This is a genomic window from Agrobacterium sp. H141, assembly GCF_057158725.1.
In genome coordinates this window covers 2,051,119-2,064,578 of record NZ_CM169893.1, presented here as the reverse complement: position 1 = coordinate 2,064,578, position 13,460 = coordinate 2,051,119, and the positions used below count along the sequence as shown (strand labels likewise).

Genomic DNA, 13,460 nt, shown 5'->3' with positions numbered 1-13,460 from the left:
CTCTAATAGAGCGTATTTTCAATCTGCGCGCGTATTCAGGAGTGAGATAGAAATGTTGCCGATCGCCGATTATTGCGTCGCAGCGTCAACAAATATCTCAAACAATGCAGTATTTTGGCTTCTTTTCTCGCAAAATCCGCAAAAATAAGCACCTGTGGTATTTCGCAGGTGCGAAATTTTGAAACACAGGAGAACACAACCTTGAAGGACGGAAATGACCGTACACACCCTAATTTAAGCCTAGACTTTCGTACTGTATCGTTACAGTTAATAGCGGTGCGCATGTTGGAGGATGATGCGCCCAACAATGGCAAATGCTAAATAATAAGTATAAGAAGCGAAAATTGACGATCGTGGGGGAAGCGCATGGCTGACGCAGAAGACCGGACGGCCAGACGTCCAGGAGCGGGCAAGGAACGCCCGACCCTGAAAACGATTGCCTATATGACGGGCCTCGGTATCACCACCGTCTCACGGGCACTGAAAGACGCCCCCGATATCGGCGCCGATACCAAGGAACGTGTTCGTCTTGTCGCCCGCCAGCTTGGATATCAGCCAAACCGTGCAGGCGTTCGCCTCCGCACGGGCAAGACCAATGTCATCGCACTGGTGCTTTCCATCGACGAAGAGATCATGGGCTTTTCCAGCCAGATGGTGTTCGGCATCAGCGAAGCCCTGTCGGGAACACCCTATCATCTGATTTTGACGCCCCATTCCCACAGCCGGGATCCGCTGGCCCCAGTCCGATATATTCTCGATACGGGCTCGGCTGACGGTGTCATCATTTCGCGCATTGAACCCAATGATCCACGCGTTACGCTGTTGATCGACCAGAACATGCCATTTGCAGCGCATGGTCGAAGCGACAATGGCCTTGCTCATCCCTATCATGACTTCGACAATGAAGCCTATGCGCGAGAAGCTGTGCGCAGATTGGTCAAGGACAAGGGACGTCGGCGTATCGCCCTGTTACAGCCACCGACCAAGCTTGCCTATCACCAGCACACGCGATTGGGTTTCCAGCGCGCCCTCGCCGAGTTCGGCGCAGGCGAAGTACCGCTCAATGTGACAATCGACACACCGCTCCCCGATATCCGCGACGCCATCGAGACGCTGATGCGCTCACCCGAGGCACCGGATGGCATCATATCATCGTCAGGAAGCGGAACGATCGCCGTCAATGGTGGCGTCGAGGCAGCCGGAAAGCGGATCGGCAAAGATGTCGACGTGGTCTCGAAACAATCTGCCCCTGTCCTCAACTGGATCCGCCCGGAAATCATCACCGCGTTCGAGGATGTGCGCGAGGCCGGCACGCAACTGGCCAGGGCCGTGATCGCCCAGATCGACGGAGCACCGCCGGAAACCTTGCAAAGCATCAGCCAGGCAAAATGGCCCGAAAGCGTCTAAAGGAATGTGCGCCCATGGTGGCGGAGCCAAAACAGAAAATCCCGCGCATTTGTGATGCACGGGACTTTTTCGAGTATGTCGCCTGATGAAGGCAGGCAATAGTCTTGATCAGAACGTTGCCAGCCCACTGCCCCATGGGCCGTGGTGGAAGTCCTTGCCGTCCATACGATCGAAACCGTGGGCGCCGAAGAAGTCGCGCTGGGCCTGGATCAGGTTGGCCGTACCGCGGCTTTGTGTATAGGCGTCGAAATAGTTGAGCGCCGAGGCAAGGGCCGGAACCGGAAGACCGGCATTCACGGCAGTGGACACGACCCGGCGCAGCGATGGCAGCGATTCCTTCAGCATTTCGCTAAAGGCTGGCGTGACCACCAGATTGGCGGCATCCGGCATCGCGGTAAAGGCCTGGGTGATCTCGTCGAGAAACTGCGAACGGATGATGCAGCCTGCGCGCCAGATCTTGGCAATGGTCGGCATCGGCAGGTTCCAGCCAAATTCCTTGCTGGCCGCGGACATCACGGCAAAGCCCTGCGCGTAGGCGCCTATCTTGGCAGCAAACAGCGCGAGTTCGAGATCCTTTTCGAGGTCACCGGAATGATCGAATTTCAACGTGCTCTTGCCGAACAGCTTTTCGGCAGCTTCGCGCTCCGTCTTCATCGACGACAGGCTGCGAGCAGCGACAGCGGCCTCGATGGCCGTCGCCGGAATACCCATCTGCTGGGCCTCGATCACAGACCATTTGCCCGTGCCCTTCTGACCGGCCTTGTCGAGGATCATATCGACCATAGGCTCGCCAGAAATCGGATCCTTGGCGTTCAGAACCTTTTCACTGATCTCGATCAGATAGGAGTTGAGACGACCCTTGTTCCACTCACCAAATGTGGCGCCAACGTCGTGGGCCGACTTGCCCATTCCGTCACGCAGCACACCGTAGACCTCGGCGATCATCTGCATGTCGGCATATTCAATACCGTTGTGGATGGTCTTGACGAAGTGACCGGCACCATTCTCACCGAGCCAGGCGCAGCATGGATCGCCGTCGAACTTGGCAGCGATAGAAGTCAGCACCTTCTCGACGCGCGCATAGGATTGTTCGGTACCGCCAACCATGATCGACGGACCATGACGCGCACCCTCTTCGCCACCCGAGACGCCCATGCCGATGAAGGTCACGCCTGTGTCCTTCAATCGGTCGAAGCGCGCCATGGTGTCGCGGAAATTGGCATTGCCGGCATCGATGATGATGTCGTTATCCGACAACAGCGGCAAAAGCGCATCGATCTGCTGATCGACCGGATCGCCGGCCTTGATCATGATGATGATCGGACGCGGCGGGCGTATGGCCGCGATGAATTCTTCAAGTGTCTGGCAGTTGACGATATTGCCGGCGAGGTCACCCGCTTCCCCGAGGAATTCGTCGGTACGCGCTCCGGTCCGATTGAAGACCGCGATCTTGTTACCCTTTTCGGCAATATTGAGGGAGAGGTTGGACCCCATGACCCCAAGGCCGATCAATCCGATTTCCGCTTGCATAGGTGACCCTTTCTAGACTCTTTGGAGGCACTATTTGGCACTCCAGACAGGCTAGGACAAGAGCTGAAACGGCTCTTGTCTCTGTTTGCGCAAACGTGAATTAAACCTCAGGCTTGTCATCACCGTCATCGAGCGCCCGCCAGGCGGCCCCTTCCAGATCGTCATACTGACCGCTCTTCAGCGACCACAGGAAGGCGCCCAACCCCAGGCCGCCCAGAAACAAGGCGATCGGGATCAGATAGATCAGCATGTTCATGATGCAAGCCTTGCTGTGCGGCGCGCTACATTTGGCGTCGGCGCACTCTTTGGCACCGGCATATGGCTGCCAAGGGAATTGAGCCTCAGGGCATTGAGCACCACAATGATCGACGATGTCGACATGGCGATGGCAGCAATCAGCGGCGTTGCTATGCCTGAAAGCGCCAACGGCACCGCCAGACCGTTATAGATGATGGCGATGGCGAAATTCTCACGGATAAGCCGCCCTGCCTTGCGCGACGCACGGATCGCAAGGGGCACGGCTTCCAGGCTGTCATGCATGAAGACGAAGTCAGCGGCCTGTCGCCCGATATCGGCAGCCGTGGCAGGTGCCATCGAAACATGGGCCGCCGAAAGTGCCGGCGCATCGTTGATGCCGTCTCCCACCATCAACAGCCTGTGGCCCGATCGTTGAGCCTCTACACAGCACCCCGCCTTGTCTGCTGGCTTCAAATTGGCTTTCCAGTCCCGGACACAAAGTCTTGTCGCAAGCTTAGCAACAACCTCGGGCCGGTCTCCGGACAGGATCGTCACCGGGAATTTCTTCAGTGCAAAATCGGCCAATGCCTGTTCAGCGCCTGGCCGAAGCGCATCTTCGAACTGAAAGGTTTCGAGCACGGCATAATCCAGCGACAACACAACCTCCGAACGCGACGACATACGGCCCTCTGACGCTGTCGTCCCGTTGCCTGCAAACGAACGACTGCCGAGACGATAAATTCCCGCAGAAGTCTTAGCCTCGATACCCGAACCCGGTATTTCACGGACGTCGTCGAATGTGACGGCGACACTGCCGACGGAGCGATAAAGCGCCTCCGACAGCGGATGACGGGAATGGGAGCCGAGGCTTGCGGCAATCTGCATATGGCCGGGATCGACGCCCGACCGATTGATGAACCGGGGGCGCCCAAGCGTCAGCGTACCCGTCTTGTCGAAGGCGGCACAGTCGATCTCTGCCAGCCGCTCCATCGCCGAGCCGTCCTTGACCATGATGCCCGCCTTGAACAGCCGACCGGCCGCCACGACCTGGACCACAGGAACGGCCAGGCCGAGCGCGCATGGACAGGTGATGATCAAGACGGCAACCGCCACCAGCAGCGCGTGCTTCCAGTCGCCGCCATAGAGACCCCAGAACAGGAAAGCGCCAAAGGCCAGCAGATGAACCGCCGGTGCATAGATTTCCGCCGCCCGGTCAGCGATGCGGCGATAGCCGGCTTTGCCGCCTTCAGCGGCTTCCATAAGCCGCATGATTTCCGCCAGGAAGGAATCGCGGGCAAGCGCACTCGCCTCAAGCGTCAATCCACCGGTGAGATTGAGGATACCTGCCTGAAGCGCATCCCCTTTCTGCACGCGCACTGCAGCGCTCTCCCCGTTGACGATGGAAAAATCAGCATCGCTGACGCCTGAGACAACAATGCTGTCGACGGGCACCCGCTCGCCGGCACCGACCGAAAGACGATCACCAATGGCGATATCGGCCAGCGGCCGGTATTCGCGTCCCCCATCCGCCATCGCCACCATGGCGCCGCGCGGCGATAGCCGCGCAAGACCGGTGATGGCAGAGCGCGCCCTGTCGCGCATCACATGATCGAGCGTGCGGCCGATCAGGAGCAGAAACAGCAAAGTCACCGAGGCATCGAACCAAGCCTGCTCACCGTGATGAACGGTCTCCCAAAGAGACATCGAATAGGCCAGGATCACAGCCAGCGAGATCGGCACATCCATGTTCACGCGCCCGTGGCGCAGGCCATTCCAGGCAGAGACGAAGAAAAAACGACCGGCATAGATAATGGCCGGTGCTGCGATTGCCGCCGACAGCCAGTGGAACATGTCTCGTGTGGCAGCATCCGCGCCTGACCAGACCGATACCGACAAAAGCATGATATTGCTGGCAGCAAATCCTGCCACTGCAACGGCCAGCATCAGCTTGTTGCGCAAGGCTTCATCACCGTCTGTTGCGGCTGCGAACAAATGCGCTTCGTAACCGGAGGCGAACACAGTGCGCACGATGTCGACCGGATCGGTAACAATCTGGCCGACCTTGGCCTTCCAGACGATAGACACCCGTTTTGTGGAAAGGTTGACCCGCGCCCGTTCCACATCGGGCCGGCTTTTCAGGCTTTTCTCGATCGTGGCGATACAGGTCCCGCAATGCACGCCCGGAACAGACAGCTCTGTCTGGTAAAGTCCATCACCAAGATCACGGCTGGAAAGGTGCAATTCCTCTGACGATGGCAGGGCATGGGCGGCCCGCTCCATCTCCAGGGTCCCTTCGGTGCCGGCAGCACAGCAGCTCATTTTCCATCCTCGGTCACGGCAATCCGGTTGGCTTCGTGGATCAGCAACGTGCCATCTTTCTCTGCCTTGACTTCCACAATCCAATGGCCAGGAAGCACATCATGTTCGGCAACGAAATCGCCATTGCCGACAGGTAACAGGACCGCTGTAAAATCCTGGTGCTCGCCAACGGGACGCTTGAAATGAGCCGTCACGTGATCGGCATCCACCGCACCCTTGCCAGCAATCGTCAGATTGTAGCGGATCTCGCCATTGGCCACCGTCATTTTCCCGGTAATGCCGGTTGCCAGCATGTCGCGGATCGCATGCGCCTTTCCGTTGAATTCCTGGCTGGCGACATAGGTGTTTTGCACCACCAGCCCGCTCCATGTGGACGTGGCATAGTAGGCCATCAAAAAGTTCACTGAAATAATCGTTCCGAAAAAGGCGAACATCACAGCCAGCATGTGCCAGCCGGTAAAAACGAAGGGGCGTTTTTGCGGTATCGAGGTCACTTTTTCACTCCCGGCCCGTTGAAGACGGCCTTGTAGCTTGCGGTTTCATCTCCATTGGCATCTTTGGCGACGAAGTCGAATTCCTCAGATGTCCAGCTAACCTGATTGCCCGGCAGCGTGACGAAGACCTTCAGCGCGGTTGCCTCATCCGGCTCGACTGACAGCGTGATAGACTGCCCAATCGGCTGGTCGATACCGTTGATCTTCATGGTCGCCTCAGGTAGCCCCTGGATCGACAATTCAACATTGCGTGGTTTAGGAATCATGTTCAACAGCCGAACCGTATAGCCGTTGCGGATCGATCCGTCCGATTCCAGCACATATTGAGGATTGCGGTCATGCAGCACGTTGACTTCCAGCCGCTCACGGTTGAGCAGCGCAACCGCTAGACCGATACCGACAGCGCACCACACAGCCATGTATAGCAGCGTGCGCGCACGGAAAATGACGTGCCAGTTGAAGTGCCTCACCTTGTCGTGGAAACGGCCGTCGCTGTCGCGCACCAGATCAGGATTGACACCATGCGTTCCATTGCCGGTCGCAAGGGCCATGTTCTGGTCGTAGTCCGAGAGAGTGGCATAGGAAATCAGCCCGCGGTCGCGGCCGAGTTTGTCCATCACACCGTCGCAAGCATCGATGCACAAGGCACAGGTGATGCATTCAAGCTGCTGGCCATCGCGAATGTCGATTCCCATGGGACAGACAGCGACACAGGCATTGCAATCGACACAATCGCCCACCAGCTCGCCGGAAGCAGCCGCTTTCTTGGCATGACGCGTCCTCGGTTCACCACGCCAGTCGTTATAGGTGACCACCAGAGAATTTTCATCCAGCATTGCCGCCTGAATGCGCGGCCAGGGGCACATATAGGTGCAGACCTGTTCGCGCATCAGGCCGCCGAAGACATAGGTCGTGGCGGTCAAAATAGCGACTGTGATGTAGGCAGCAGACGGAGCCCGCCCCGTTGCAAAGTCAATCAGAAGGCCCGGCGCATCGGCGAAGTAAAAAATCCATGCACCGCCAGTCAGGACGGCAATCGCGATCCAGATGGCATGCTTGGAAACCCGTCTTGCGACCTTATCGAAGGACCAGGGCGCCTTGTCGAGCTTCATGCGGGCATTGCGGTCGCCTTCGACGGCCCTCTCGACCACCAGGAACAGATCCACCCACACCGTCTGCGGACAGGTATAGCCGCACCACGCCCGACCGACGGCAGACGTAATCAGAAACAGTCCGAAACCGGCCATCACCAACAGTCCCGCCACGAAGAAGAACTCCTGTGGCCAGATTTCAATGAAGAAGAAATAGAATCGGCGATGTGCAAGGTCGATGAGCACGGCCTGATCCGGTGCATAAGGGCCCCTGTCCCATCGCAGCCACGGCGTGAGATAGTAGATCCCGAGCGTGACGATCATGACCAGCCATTTGAACCGGCGAAACTGCCCTTCGGCGCGCTTGGGAAAGATCTTCTTGCGCGCCTCGTAAAGCGGTTTGCGAACGCCAGCAGCATTGACGGCCTGAGCGTCAAGACGCTCGATGTCTCCACTCTCTGCCGGGCGTTTGTCGTCAGCCTGAAAATTCATGTGATGCACCTCTCAAGTCAGTGCATCTCTGTCACCTCCAAGCAGGCTCTACCTTGACATACATCAAGTCGCGGCGAAGCGCCGCAACGCGCCGGATGCCAACGCCTTCTTCCAGGGTCGATGACTAAATCATTCAATTCGAATGGACAAAATGTCGCACATCGCGCAGTCTGGCCTTCCTGTTGTTCAAAGTGAGGGGAAGCACCATGACGGCATTGATCGGATTTCTGAATACGGTCTTCTGGGGCTATGTACTGATTTACGGGCTCTTGGCCGTTGGCGTGTTCTTCACCATCAAGCTTGGCTTTCCGCAATTCTTGCATTTTGGCGAAATGTTCCGGGTCCTGCGCCGCAGTGACAATACCGACAAGTCCGGAATCAGCCCCTTTCAGGCCCTGACTGTCAGCCTCGCCTCGCGCGTCGGCACCGGCAATCTCGCAGGCGTCGCCGTCGCCCTTTATCTGGGTGGCCCCGGTGCGATTTTCTGGATGTGGATGGTTGCCCTTGTCGGGATGGCGACCGCCTATTCCGAAAGCACGCTGGCGCAGCTTTACAAGGTCAGAAACGAGAACGGCGACTATCGAGGCGGCCCCGCCTTCTACATCGCCCGTGGCCTTGGCGCCCCTTGGGCTGGCTGGGTTTTCTCCGTCTGCCTGATCATCTCCTTCGGCCTTGTCTTCAACGCCGTTCAGGCCAATTCCATCGCAGACGCCATGGAAGGTGCCTTCGGTGTGCCGAAGATCGGCGTCGGCGTGGTGCTTGCTGCCATCACCGGCGTGGTGATCTTCGGCGGTATTCGCCAGATTGCCCGCGTCGCGGAAATCGTGGTGCCCTTTATGGCAGTGGTCTATCTGCTGCTGGCGATTTACGTCCTGATCGTCCACATCACCGAAGTACCTGCCGCCATCGGCATGATCCTGTCTCACGCCTTCGGCCTGCAGGAAGCGGCAGGCGGCGTCACCGGCGGTGTCATGGCGGCCATGATGAATGGTGTAAAGCGCGGCCTCTTCTCCAACGAGGCAGGCATGGGCTCTGCACCCAATATCGCAGCCGTTGCCACCCCCGATCCGCATCACCCCTCATCGCAGGGCTTCGTCCAGGCACTCGGCGTCTTCATCGATACACTGCTGATCTGCTCGGCGACGGCCATCATGATCCTGCTGTCCGGCACGCTTGAGCCCGGCTCCGGCTTGACGGGAACCCAGCTCACGCAGGCTGCGATCTCCGCGCATATCGGTTGGTTCGGCAGCTACTTCATCGCCATCGCCATCTTCTTCTTCGCCTTCACCTCGATCATCGGCAACTACTCCTATGCCGAAAACGCCCTCACCTTCATGAAGCTAGACCAGAAGGTGCCGATGATGATCATGCGCCTTGCCGTGCTGCTGATGGTCATCTGGGGCGCCTATGAAAGTGTGTCGACAGTCTTCGACGCTGCCGACGCCTCCATGGGCCTGATGGCAACCATCAACCTGATCGCGATCCTGTTACTGTCTGGAACGGTGGCCAAACTCACCAAGGACTATTTCGCGCAGAAAAAGGCGGGTGAAGTCCCCCGCTTTCACGCAGCCGACTATCCCGAGCTGCAGGGGCGGATCAACGAAGAGATCTGGTCCCGCCGCGACTGAGATCCAAAGACACCAAACCCCGCGACTCGCGTCGCGGGGTTTTTCGAACGTGACTGAAGTTCGGAAGCGTTTTACTCGCCACCGCCCAGCGAGTGGACGTAGATCGACAACTCCTTGACGGTGGTCTCCCCCAGGCGCGCTTGCCATGCAGGCATCACACCGTGTTTCGGACGAGCCACCTGGGCTGCAAGCTGCGCTTCGCTATTGACCTTCAGCCAGATGGCATCCGCCAGGTTCGGTGCGCCTAAATCGCGATCCCCCTTGGCATCGTCGCCATGGCAAGCCGCACAGTTTTCTGCGAAAACGACCTTGCCGGGCTCGACCAGAGCCGGATCCGACGGTGTATTCGTCAGGCTCCAGACATAGGCCGCCACTTCGCGGATCTGCTCAGGCTCAAGTATGTCGGCAAAGGCCGGCATTTCGGAGAAGCGTGTTTCGTCGTCCGCCTCATAGCGAATGCCGTGGGCAATCGTCTGATTGATCGCCTCGACATCACCACCCCACAACCAGTCGTCGTCGTTAAGATTGGGATAGCCTGGACCACCGGCCGCACCCGAACCATGGCATGGCGAGCAGTTGACCTTGAAGGCTGCAGCGCCCCCGGCAGTGGCAAACTGGGTGAGTTCCGGGTCTGCCAGGATATCGCCAAGCGGCATGGCGGCAATCTTCTGAACGAAGACAGCCTGTGCGGCTGTGGCGGCCGTCATCTCCTCAGTCAGTGCCGCACGGTTGGTGTAGCCGAGAACGCCCTTGGTGTTTTCGCTCAGCAACGGCCAGGCCGGGTAGAGTACCGTATAGCCGATGGCCCAGACGATCGTTGCGTAGAAGGTCCAGACCCACCAGCGCGGCAGAGGGTTGTTCAGTTCCTGAATGCCATCCCATTCATGGCCGGTGGTTTCGACGCCGGTGATGTCGTCAATTTTCTTATCAGCCATTTCCTAGTCCTCCTTGAGAGGGATGCTGGCGGCCTCGTCGGCGGCGCGTTTGCCGCCCGGCCGGAGTGTGAAGGCGATGACACCGACGAAGAACAGGGCCATGGCCAGAAGGCCCCAGCTGTCTGCGAAGTGCCGCATTGCCGTATAAGTTTCCATTTTTCACGCTCCCCTACCGGTAGCCGGTTGCATCGTCATAGGTGGTAAAGTCCACCAGCGTGCCGAGCATCTGCAGATAGGCGATCAAGGCGTCCATCTCCGTCAGTTCGGCCGGATTGCCATCGAAGTCGCCAACCCGGGCCTTCGGATAGCGCGCCAGAAGCGCTTCCGTATCCGCCTCCGGATCGGCCTGTGCTCTCAGATCCGACACGGCATTTTCGATCATCTCGTCCGTATAGGGGACACCAACCGCATGGTTGGCCTGAAGATGCGCCGTGATATTGGCGACCTTCAGCGGCGTTTCCTTCAGATAGGAATAGCTGGGCATGATCGATTCCGGGACCACGTCGCGCGGCTCGGTCAGATGCTGGACGTGCCACTCGTTCGAATAGCGGTCGCCCACGCGCGCAAGGTCAGGCCCTGTTCGCTTGGACCCCCACTGGAACGGATGGTCGTACATCGATTCAGCCGCCAGGCTGTAATGGCCGTAGCGCTCCACTTCGTCGCGGAACGGACGGATCATCTGACTGTGACAGACATAGCAGCCCTCGCGGACATAGATGTCGCGCCCGGCCAGTTCGAGCGGCGAATAGGGACGCATCCCCTCCACCTTCTCGATCGTATTTTCCAGATAGAACAGCGGCGCGATTTCCACCAGGCCGCCAATCGATACCACCAGCAGAGAACCGACCAATAGAAGGCTGGCGTTCTTCTCGAAGATGGCGTGTTTGTCGAGAATTGACATATGAACCTTCCTTCTCATTCAGCCGGTTGAAGGGCTGCAGGCGCCACCGAACCACCGATGGGTGCCTCTTGCCGCTCATAACCGAGAATGGTCATGAGCACGTTGTAGGCCATGACAATGCCGCCCAGCAGATACAGGCTGCCACCGAGGGCACGCAGGACGAAGTAGGGATGCATGGCAGCGACAGACTCTGCGAATGAATAGACCAGGAAGCCTTGGCTATCGTATTCGCGCCACATCAGACCCTGCTGGATACCCGCAACCCAAAGCACGGCCGCATAGATGACGATACCAAGTGTCGCGAGCCAGAAGTGCCAGTTGACCAGACGCAGCGAGTAGAGGCGGTTGCGGTTCCACAGCTTGGGCGTCAGGTAGTAGATCGCGCCGAAGGAGATCATGCCGACCCAGCCGAGCGCGCCCGAGTGAACGTGACCGATGGTCCATTCGGTATAGTGGCTGAGCGAGTTGACGGCCTTGATCGACATCATTGGACCTTCGAAGGTCGACATGCCGTAGAAGGCAATGGCAATCACCATCATGCGGATGATCGGGTCGGTGCGGATTTTGTCCCAGGCGCCAGACAACGTCATCAGGCCGTTGATCATGCCGCCCCAAGAGGGCATCCACAGCATGATCGAGAAGACCATGCCCAATGTCTGCGCCCAATCCGGCAACGCCGTGTAGTGGAGATGGTGCGGGCCGGCCCAGATATACATGAAGATCAGCGCCCAGAAGTGGATGATCGACAGACGATAGGAATAGACCGGTCGACCGGCCTGCTTGGGCACGAAATAGTACATCATGCCCAGGAAGCCCGCAGTCAGGAAGAAGCCCACGGCGTTGTGACCATACCACCATTGGGTCAGGGCATCCTGCACACCGGAAAAGGCCGAATAGCTCTTCACGCCCAGAAACGAGACCGGAACCGCCAGATTATTGACGATATGCAGCATTGCGATCGTGACGATGAAGGCCAGATAGAACCAGTTCGCCACGTAGATGTGGCTCTCCTTGCGCGTCATGATCGTGCCAAGGAAGGTAATCAGATAAGCGACCCAAACGACAGTCAGCCACAGATCGACATACCATTCGGGCTCGGCATATTCGCGCCCCTGGGTAATGCCCAGCAAATAGCCGGTAGCCGCCATGACGATGAAGAACTGGTAGCCCCAGAAAACGAACCAACCGAGATTGCCGCCAAACAGGCGCGCGCGGGACGTTCGCTGCACGACATAAAACGACGTCGCGATCAGGGCGTTACCGCCAAAGGCGAAAATCACCGCAGACGTGTGCAGCGGACGCAACCGACCGAAATTGAAATATGGCTCGATATTGAGGTCAGGAAACGCCATCTGCAAAGCGACGAAAACACCGACCAGAAATCCGACCACACCCCAGAAAACCGTTGCGATGACGCCATATTTGACGACTTCGTCGAAATATTCGGATTTCCGTGTGGCAGTGGCTGCGCCATTGGCCGTCGCTGGCGCAAACGACATGCGGCGCAGCATGATGACGGTGCCGATTGCCAGCACCACGAACGCGATGCTCATATGAGCCGCAAACAAGCTGTCCTGGGTGAACGCCACCCCTAGCAGTGCGGCGAAGGCGAGAAGTGCCATCACCAAAGTTTCAAACGTGTAATTCATTGTTGGTATCCCCCAACGTCTTGCTTCGTATCGCAACGGCAATTGGTGAGACTCACCTGCCGCCGCGTCCACCGCACATCTGCCATTCGGGCAATGGGATAACCTTGATCCAGATCAAGGCGCACAGCCGCAAAGTCTAAGAAAAACAAAAACCGAGGAGAGGTGCGAGTAAAGCACCCGATAACGCGGCATTCCGCATCGCGCCGCCTGCTTTGGGCGGCACCATGCGCACGCACACCGGAGGGAGAACATTGCCATGGCGTCCAACGATCCGGCACTGCCGCGCAAACCGGAAAGCGACATTGAACGCGTGATGGCGATGCACATTGAAGACGGCGACAATCTCAATTGGCTGCGCCGTGCGCATCAAGAGCAGCTCGCACTATGCCAGGCCCTGGAAGAGATAGCAGACTCCCTCCCCGCAGACATCAACCGCCAGAAATGCATCTATGCAGCCAAAGCTCTTGGACCCCTTATCGGCGGATTCCACCACTATGAAGAGCAGGTGCTATTTCCATGGATAGCGACAACATCGCCGCCCCATGTCGACGTGCGAAAGACACTGGAACGACTGAAAATCGAACACTGTGAAGATGAATGTTTCGCAGAGGAACTGACAGACGCATTGCTCAGGCTTGGATCGGGAGAACCGTCCAATATGGAAGCAGTCGGCTATATGTTGCGGGGATTTTTCGAGGGCGTTCGCCGCCACATTGCCTATGAAGCCGACTATCTTCTTGGTCTGGTCCGGCCAAACCATCAATAAGGATCGGCAGA

Annotated in this window: 12 protein-coding genes; 3 read left to right on the top strand and 9 right to left on the bottom strand. The window is 58.1% G+C overall.

Annotated elements, in window-relative coordinates; all coding sequences use genetic code 11:
• The first annotated feature begins 366 nt into the window (after positions 1–366).
• Entirely contained in the window at positions 367–1,407 is a 1,041-nt protein-coding gene (locus ACWPM9_RS09485; RefSeq protein WP_428186889.1) for a LacI family transcriptional regulator, read from the top strand.
• 108 nt (positions 1,408–1,515) lie between these two features.
• Here ACWPM9_RS09485 and gndA read toward each other — a convergent pair whose 3' ends face one another.
• The 5 genes from gndA to ccoG all read right to left on the bottom strand — a co-directional run bounded on the left by gndA (position 1,516) and on the right by ccoG (position 7,570).
• Entirely contained in the window at positions 1,516–2,937 is a 1,422-nt protein-coding gene (gene gndA / locus ACWPM9_RS09480; protein WP_428186890.1) for an NADP-dependent phosphogluconate dehydrogenase, read from the bottom strand.
• Positions 2,938–3,037: 100 nt separating this feature from the next.
• A complete protein-coding gene (gene ccoS, locus ACWPM9_RS09475; protein ID WP_428186891.1) occupies positions 3,038–3,193 on the bottom strand; it encodes a cbb3-type cytochrome oxidase assembly protein CcoS in 156 nt (51 codons plus the stop codon).
• Positions 3,190–5,493, bottom strand: a complete 2,304-nt coding sequence (locus ACWPM9_RS09470; RefSeq protein WP_484757511.1) for a heavy metal translocating P-type ATPase — start codon at positions 5,491–5,493, stop codon at positions 3,190–3,192. Before ACWPM9_RS09470 ends, ccoS begins: the two co-directional genes overlap by 4 nt.
• Complete coding sequence (locus ACWPM9_RS09465) at positions 5,490–5,939, bottom strand: FixH family protein (RefSeq protein ID WP_484757635.1); 450 nt, start codon at positions 5,937–5,939, stop codon at positions 5,490–5,492. Before ACWPM9_RS09465 ends, ACWPM9_RS09470 begins: the two co-directional genes overlap by 4 nt.
• A 44-nt stretch (positions 5,940–5,983) precedes the next feature.
• Positions 5,984–7,570 carry a cytochrome c oxidase accessory protein CcoG gene (gene ccoG, locus ACWPM9_RS09460; RefSeq protein ID WP_484757510.1) on the bottom strand — a complete coding sequence of 529 codons (1,587 nt, stop codon included), beginning with the start codon at positions 7,568–7,570 and terminating at the stop codon, positions 5,984–5,986.
• Between the two features lie 206 nt (positions 7,571–7,776).
• On the opposite strand from ccoG, the gene ACWPM9_RS09455 reads away from it, so the two are divergent.
• Complete coding sequence (locus ACWPM9_RS09455; RefSeq protein ID WP_428186894.1) at positions 7,777–9,198, top strand: alanine/glycine:cation symporter family protein; 1,422 nt, start codon at positions 7,777–7,779, stop codon at positions 9,196–9,198.
• 71 nt (positions 9,199–9,269) lie between these two features.
• Here the strand turns inward: ACWPM9_RS09455 and ccoP are convergent, their stop codons facing one another.
• Genes ccoP through ccoN form a run of 4 tightly spaced genes read right to left on the bottom strand, consistent with a single transcriptional unit; the run spans position 9,270 to position 12,683 of the window.
• Positions 9,270–10,133, bottom strand: coding sequence for a cytochrome-c oxidase, cbb3-type subunit III (ccoP, locus tag ACWPM9_RS09450; protein WP_484757509.1), 864 nt, complete (start codon positions 10,131–10,133; stop codon positions 9,270–9,272).
• Positions 10,134–10,136: 3 nt separating this feature from the next.
• A complete protein-coding gene (locus ACWPM9_RS09445; RefSeq protein WP_428186896.1) occupies positions 10,137–10,289 on the bottom strand; it encodes a cbb3-type cytochrome c oxidase subunit 3 in 153 nt (50 codons plus the stop codon).
• Between the two features lie 13 nt (positions 10,290–10,302).
• Positions 10,303–11,034, bottom strand: a complete 732-nt coding sequence (gene ccoO, locus ACWPM9_RS09440; protein WP_484757508.1) for a cytochrome-c oxidase, cbb3-type subunit II — start codon at positions 11,032–11,034, stop codon at positions 10,303–10,305.
• A gap of 14 nt (positions 11,035–11,048) precedes the next feature.
• Entirely contained in the window at positions 11,049–12,683 is a 1,635-nt protein-coding gene (ccoN, locus tag ACWPM9_RS09435) for a cytochrome-c oxidase, cbb3-type subunit I (RefSeq protein WP_484757507.1), read from the bottom strand.
• Positions 12,684–12,939: 256 nt separating this feature from the next.
• Here ccoN and ACWPM9_RS09430 point away from each other — a divergent pair, with 256 nt between their 5' ends.
• Positions 12,940–13,449, top strand: a complete 510-nt coding sequence (locus tag ACWPM9_RS09430; protein ID WP_484757506.1) for a hemerythrin domain-containing protein — start codon at positions 12,940–12,942, stop codon at positions 13,447–13,449.
• Positions 13,450–13,460 lie beyond the last annotated feature (11 nt).

Coding starts and splice junctions, on each gene's coding strand:
- ACWPM9_RS09470 (WP_484757511.1), bottom strand. CDS start 5,493: ATGAGCTGCTGTGCTGCCGGCACCGAAGGGACCCTGGAGATGGAGCGG.
- ccoS (WP_428186891.1), bottom strand. CDS start 3,193: ATGAACATGCTGATCTATCTGATCCCGATCGCCTTGTTTCTGGGCGGC.
- gndA (WP_428186890.1), bottom strand. CDS start 2,937: ATGCAAGCGGAAATCGGATTGATCGGCCTTGGGGTCATGGGGTCCAAC.
- ACWPM9_RS09465 (WP_484757635.1), bottom strand. CDS start 5,939: ATGCTGGCTGTGATGTTCGCCTTTTTCGGAACGATTATTTCAGTGAAC.
- ccoP (WP_484757509.1), bottom strand. CDS start 10,133: ATGGCTGATAAGAAAATTGACGACATCACCGGCGTCGAAACCACCGGC.
- ACWPM9_RS09430 (WP_484757506.1), top strand. CDS start 12,940: ATGGCGTCCAACGATCCGGCACTGCCGCGCAAACCGGAAAGCGACATT.
- ACWPM9_RS09445 (WP_428186896.1), bottom strand. CDS start 10,289: ATGGAAACTTATACGGCAATGCGGCACTTCGCAGACAGCTGGGGCCTT.
- ccoN (WP_484757507.1), bottom strand. CDS start 12,683: ATGAATTACACGTTTGAAACTTTGGTGATGGCACTTCTCGCCTTCGCC.
- ccoO (WP_484757508.1), bottom strand. CDS start 11,034: ATGTCAATTCTCGACAAACACGCCATCTTCGAGAAGAACGCCAGCCTT.
- ACWPM9_RS09485 (WP_428186889.1), top strand. CDS start 367: ATGGCTGACGCAGAAGACCGGACGGCCAGACGTCCAGGAGCGGGCAAG.
- ACWPM9_RS09455 (WP_428186894.1), top strand. CDS start 7,777: ATGACGGCATTGATCGGATTTCTGAATACGGTCTTCTGGGGCTATGTA.
- ccoG (WP_484757510.1), bottom strand. CDS start 7,570: ATGAATTTTCAGGCTGACGACAAACGCCCGGCAGAGAGTGGAGACATC.